At 74.0% G+C, this 4,662-nt stretch carries 5 protein-coding genes and 1 pseudogene; 5 read left to right on the top strand and 1 reads right to left on the bottom strand.

The annotated features are described in order from the left end of the window. The first annotated feature begins 230 nt into the window (after positions 1–230). The 5 genes from GTW08_RS29150 (at position 231) to GTW08_RS29135 (ending at position 4,100) form a co-directional block, all read left to right on the top strand. Positions 231–1,037 carry an NUDIX hydrolase gene (locus GTW08_RS29150; RefSeq protein WP_083658696.1) on the top strand — a complete coding sequence of 269 codons (807 nt, stop codon included), beginning with the start codon at positions 231–233 and terminating at the stop codon, positions 1,035–1,037. Next, on the top strand, positions 1,034–1,822 hold the full coding sequence (locus GTW08_RS29145; protein WP_073576027.1) for an MBL fold metallo-hydrolase: 789 nt from the start codon (positions 1,034–1,036) through the stop codon (positions 1,820–1,822). Before GTW08_RS29150 ends, GTW08_RS29145 begins: the two co-directional genes overlap by 4 nt. Positions 1,823–1,929: 107 nt before the next feature. Continuing rightward, the gene (locus tag GTW08_RS31280; protein ID WP_073576028.1) at positions 1,930–2,682 is read left to right on the top strand and encodes an amino acid ABC transporter substrate-binding protein; all 753 of its coding nucleotides are present in this window, start codon (positions 1,930–1,932) and stop codon (positions 2,680–2,682) included. Next, complete coding sequence (locus tag GTW08_RS31275; RefSeq protein ID WP_062398750.1) at positions 2,683–3,351, top strand: amino acid ABC transporter permease; 669 nt, start codon at positions 2,683–2,685, stop codon at positions 3,349–3,351. Then, positions 3,348–4,100 carry an amino acid ABC transporter ATP-binding protein gene (locus tag GTW08_RS29135; protein ID WP_073576029.1) on the top strand — a complete coding sequence of 251 codons (753 nt, stop codon included), beginning with the start codon at positions 3,348–3,350 and terminating at the stop codon, positions 4,098–4,100. Before GTW08_RS31275 ends, GTW08_RS29135 begins: the two co-directional genes overlap by 4 nt. Here GTW08_RS29135 and GTW08_RS29130 read toward each other — a convergent pair. After that, positions 4,097–4,662 (bottom strand): annotated as a pseudogene (locus GTW08_RS29130) (hypothetical protein); the annotation flags it as partial. The gene GTW08_RS29135 and the pseudogene GTW08_RS29130 sit on opposite strands and share 4 nt — an antisense overlap.

Here is a 4,662-nt window from a genome sequence, read left to right as displayed (position 1 = left end):
CGTCGAGCAGGTCCTCGACCGAGGCGTGCACCGGACCACCGGAGACCGCGGCGATCCCGGCGGCCGCCTCCGGCCGTCGCGCCCACACCCCGGCCGCCGACCAGCGGGGATGCGCCGCGATGGCGGGGGCGTGCACCTGGCGCGCCCACGGCCCGGCGCCGAGCAGTCCGATACGCATGCGGGCATTCTCACCGCCGACCGGCCCCGATCATGACCTAGGGTCGGCGGCCATGAGCGATGATCCGGCAGCGCAGCCGGTCGAGCCGAGGGCCGCCGCGACCGTCCTGCTGGTCCGCGACGAGCCGGGCACCGGTGACCTGCAGGTCTTCCTGCAGCGGCGGGTGGCCGGGATGGCGTTCGCCGGCGGCATGACCGTGTTCCCCGGCGGCGGGGTCTCCGCCGGTGACGAGCCGGACCCCGCCCGATGGCGCGGACCGGAGCCGGAACGGTTCGGTGCCCGGCTGGCCCAGCCCGCGGACCTGGCCGCCGCGCTGGTGACGGCCGCCGTCCGCGAGACGTTCGAGGAGTGCGGCGTGCTGCTGGCCGCCCCCGCCGGCACCGAGCCCGGCCGGCTGGACGCCGCCGCGACCTGGCGGGACGACCTCGTCGCCCGCCGGATCACGCTGCCGGGGCTGCTCGCGGCGCACGACCTGGAGCTGCGCGCGGACCTGCTGGTCCCGTGGTCCCGCTGGATCACCCCGCCGCGCAACCCGAAGCGCTACGACACCGCGTTCCTCGTCGCCCGCGTGCCGGACGGCCAGGTCGCCGACGACGCCACCACCGAGGCCGTCGAGGCGCGCTGGTGGAGCCCGGCCGAGGCCCTGTCCGGCTACGACGACGGCGACCTCGAGCTGATGCCGCCCACTCTGCGGACCCTGCAGGAGCTGCACCGGCACGACAGCGCGGGCGAGGTGCTGGCCGCCGCCGCGGCGCGCGACATCGAGCCGATCACCCCCGAGGTGCGGCGCGAGGGCAGGGTCGTCACGATCACCCTGCCCGGCGACCCCGACTGGATCTACGAGGAGACGACCCGGTGAGCCACCCGCTCTACGGCGCCCTGCGCGCCGCGCACCCGCTGGCGTCGGTGCTGCTGCAGGACAACCCCGGCCCGATGACCCTGGAGGGCACCAACACCTGGGTCCTCGCGGTGTCGGACGCGTACGACCGGATCGTCGTCGACCCGGGTGAGGACGACGGCACACACCTGGAGGCGCTGGCCGACGGCCCGCCGGTGGCCGCGGTCGTCCTGACCCACCGCCACCACGACCACGCCGGCGGGATCGGCCGGTTCGTCGAGCTGACCGGGGCACCCGTGTTCGCCGCGGACCCGTCACTGGCGTCGGGGACCACCCCGCTGGTCGACGGCGCCGTCGTCGCCGGTGGCGGGGTCGAACTGGAGGTGCTGACCACCCCCGGCCACACCTCGGACTCGGTGTCGCTGCTGCTGCGCGGCCCCGGCTCCGACGGCGTCGCGCTGCTCTCCGGCGACACCGTGCTCGGCCGCGGCACCACCGTCATCGCCCACCCCGACGGCACCCTCGGGCCCTACCTGGACTCGCTGCGCCGGATCGCGGAGCTGCCCGCGGGCACCCCGGTCCTCCCCGGGCACGGTCCGGAGCTCCCGGACGCCGCCGACACCGCGCGGCACTACCTCGCCCACCGCGAGCAGCGGCTGGAGCAGGTGCGGGCCGCGCTGGAGCGGCTCGGGCCCGACGCCTCGGCACGCGACGTCGTCGAGATCGTCTACGCCGACGTCGACACCTCGCTGTGGGACGCCGCCGAGCTGTCCGTGCGCGCACAGCTGGATCACCTGCGTGGATGAACGGGACCGCACGGAGCGTTGAACCGACACGACCGACCGGCCTAGGGTCCCCGCATCCCGACGGGGCATCGCCGTCCGTCGGCCCCGTTCCTCCCGAAGGAGACCCCGTGCGTCGCACGATCCTGGCCCTGGCCGCCGCGCTGCTGGCCCTCACCACCCTCGTCGGCTGCAGCAGCGGCGGGTCCGACACGCTGCGCGTCGGCACCGAGGGGACCTACAGCCCCTTCAGCTTCCAGGGCCCCGACGGGCAGCTGACCGGCTACGACGTCGAGGTCGCCCGTGCGGTCGGCGCCAAGCTGGGCAAGGAGGTCGAGTTCGTCCAGATCCCGTGGGACTCGATCTTCGCCGCGCTGGAGTCGCAGCGGATCGACCTGGTCGCCAACCAGGTCACCGTCAACGACGAGCGGAAGGCGAGGTACGACCTCTCGACCCCCTACACCGTGTCCGAGGGCGTGATCGTCACCCGCGCCGACGACACCGCGATCCGGACCCTCGCCGACCTGCGGGGCCGCACCACCGCGCAGTCCGCGACCAGCAACTGGGCCGAGGTCGCCCGCGGCGCCGGCGCGAACGTCGAGGCGGTGGAGGGCTTCGTGCAGGCCGTCCAGCTCGTCAAGGACGGCCGGGTCGACGCCACCGTCAACGACAACCTCGCCGTCGGGGAGTACGAGAAGTCGACCGGGGACACGGGCATCAAGGTCGCCGGCACCACCGGGGACACCAGCGAGCAGGCCTTCGCCGCCCGCAAGGACAGCGGCCTGATGCCCGACGTGGACCGGGCGCTGGCCGAGCTGCGGGCCGACGGCACGCTGACGCAGCTGTCCGAGAAGTACTTCGGCAGCGACGTCAGCGGGAAGTAGATGGATCCCGCCACCTGGGAGCTGATCGGCCGCAACCTGTGGCCGATGCTGAGGGCGACGGTCACGATGACCATCCCGCTGACGGCGATCAGCTTCGTCATCGGGCTGGTCCTGGCCCTGTTGCTGGCGCTGGCCCGGATCTCCTCGATCAGACCGCTGTCCTGGCTGGCCCGCGCCTACATCTCGGTGGTGCGCGGCACGCCGCTGCTGGTCCAGCTGTTCATCGTGTTCTACGCGCTCCCGCAGCTCGGGCTGGTGATCGACCCGTTCCCGTCCGCGGTGATCGCGTTCAGCCTCAACGTCGGCGGCTACGCGGCCGAGGTCATCCGGGCGGCGATCCTGTCCATCCCGAAGGGACAGTGGGAGGCCGCGCAGACCATCGGCATGGGGTACCCGACGACGCTGCGACGCGTGATCCTCCCCCAGGCCGCGCGCACCGCCGTCCCACCGCTGTCGAACACGCTGATCTCGCTGGTCAAGGACACCTCGCTGGCCTCGACCATCCTGGTGACCGAGCTGCTGCGGGTCGCCCAGCTGGCCGCGGCGCCGACGTTCGACTTCTTCGCCCTCTACGGCGTGGCCGCGGTGTACTACTGGATCGTCTGCCTGATCCTCTCGTCCGTGCAGGTACGGGTGGAGACGCGGCTGGAGAGGTACGTGGCGCGATGAGCGACCTGCTGACCGTCCGGGGCCTGCGGAAGTCCTTCGGGACGCTGGAGGTCCTGCGCGACATCGGGTTCGACGTCCCGGCCGGGACCGTCACCGCGGTGATCGGGCCGTCCGGTTCGGGCAAGACGACGGTGCTGCGTGCCCTGAACGCGCTGGACCGGGCCGACGCCGGGGTGATCACCATCGGCGACCTGGCCGTCGACTTCGGCGCCCCCGTCGACCGGTCCACGCTGGCCCGGTTCCGGTCCCGGACCGCGATGGTGTTCCAGTCGCACAACCTGTTCCCGCACCGCACCGTCCTGGAGAACGTCATCGAGGGCCCGGTGATCGTGCAGCGGCGCCCCCGGGCCGACGCGACCGCCGACGCCCGGCGGCTGCTGGACCAGGTGGGGCTGGCCGAGAAGGCCGACCAGTACCCGTACCAGCTCTCCGGCGGCCAGCAGCAGCGCGTCGGGATCGCCCGCGCGCTGGCCCTCGACCCGCAGCTGATGCTGTTCGACGAGCCCACCTCGGCGCTGGACCCCGAGCTCGTCGGCGACGTCCTGCGGGTCATCAAGGACCTGGCGACGGCGGGCCGGACGATGGTCATCGTCACCCACGAGATCCGCTTCGCCCAGCAGGTCGCCGACCAGGTCCTCTTCGTCGACGGCGGGGTGGTGGCCGAGTCCGGTCCGCCGTCGCGGGTGCTGGTCGAGCCGGAACGACCCCGCACCCGGCAGTTCCTGAAGCGGATCCTCGACCCGATCTAGACCCCGGGCGGGGCGCCGTCGGAGTCGCCGTGGGCGTCGACCCACTCCTCACGGAACCGGCGCAGGAACTCCTCCAGGGCCGCGTGCCGCCGCTCGCCCATCTCGCGGCCGGCGGCGGTGCGCAGCTCGCCGCGCAGCCGCAGCAGCTTCTCGTGGAAGTGGGCGACGACCGAGCCGGTCGGCCCGGACCGGTAGCCGTCGGTCGCGACGCCCGCGTCCGGGTCCCACAGGGGCTCGCCGATCGCGCCGCCGTAGGCGAACGCGCGGGCGATGCCGGTGGCGCCCATCGCGTCGAGCATGTCGGCGTCGTGCAGGCAGGCCGCGATCCGGTCCGCCGTGGGCGCCGACACCGCCGCGGAGAACGAGTACCGGCCGGTGGCCTCGACGGCGTCGAGCACCGGGTCCCACAGCTGCTCGGCGACCCCGCCGCGACGCAGCGCGTCCCGGGCGTCGTCGCGGACCTCCGCGGGGGCGACGACGCGGCCGAGCCGGGCCTCGGCGGCCCGGTGGTGGTCGTGCACATAGGCGGCGACGGCGGCGACGAACCCGTCCAGGCCCTCCC

Source organism: Pseudonocardia sp. SID8383 (assembly GCF_009864975.1).
GTDB classification, from domain to species: domain Bacteria; phylum Actinomycetota; class Actinomycetes; order Mycobacteriales; family Pseudonocardiaceae; genus Pseudonocardia; species Pseudonocardia alni.
Note: the sequence above shows the minus strand (reverse complement) of the source record. Positions and strands in the feature narration are given on the sequence as shown.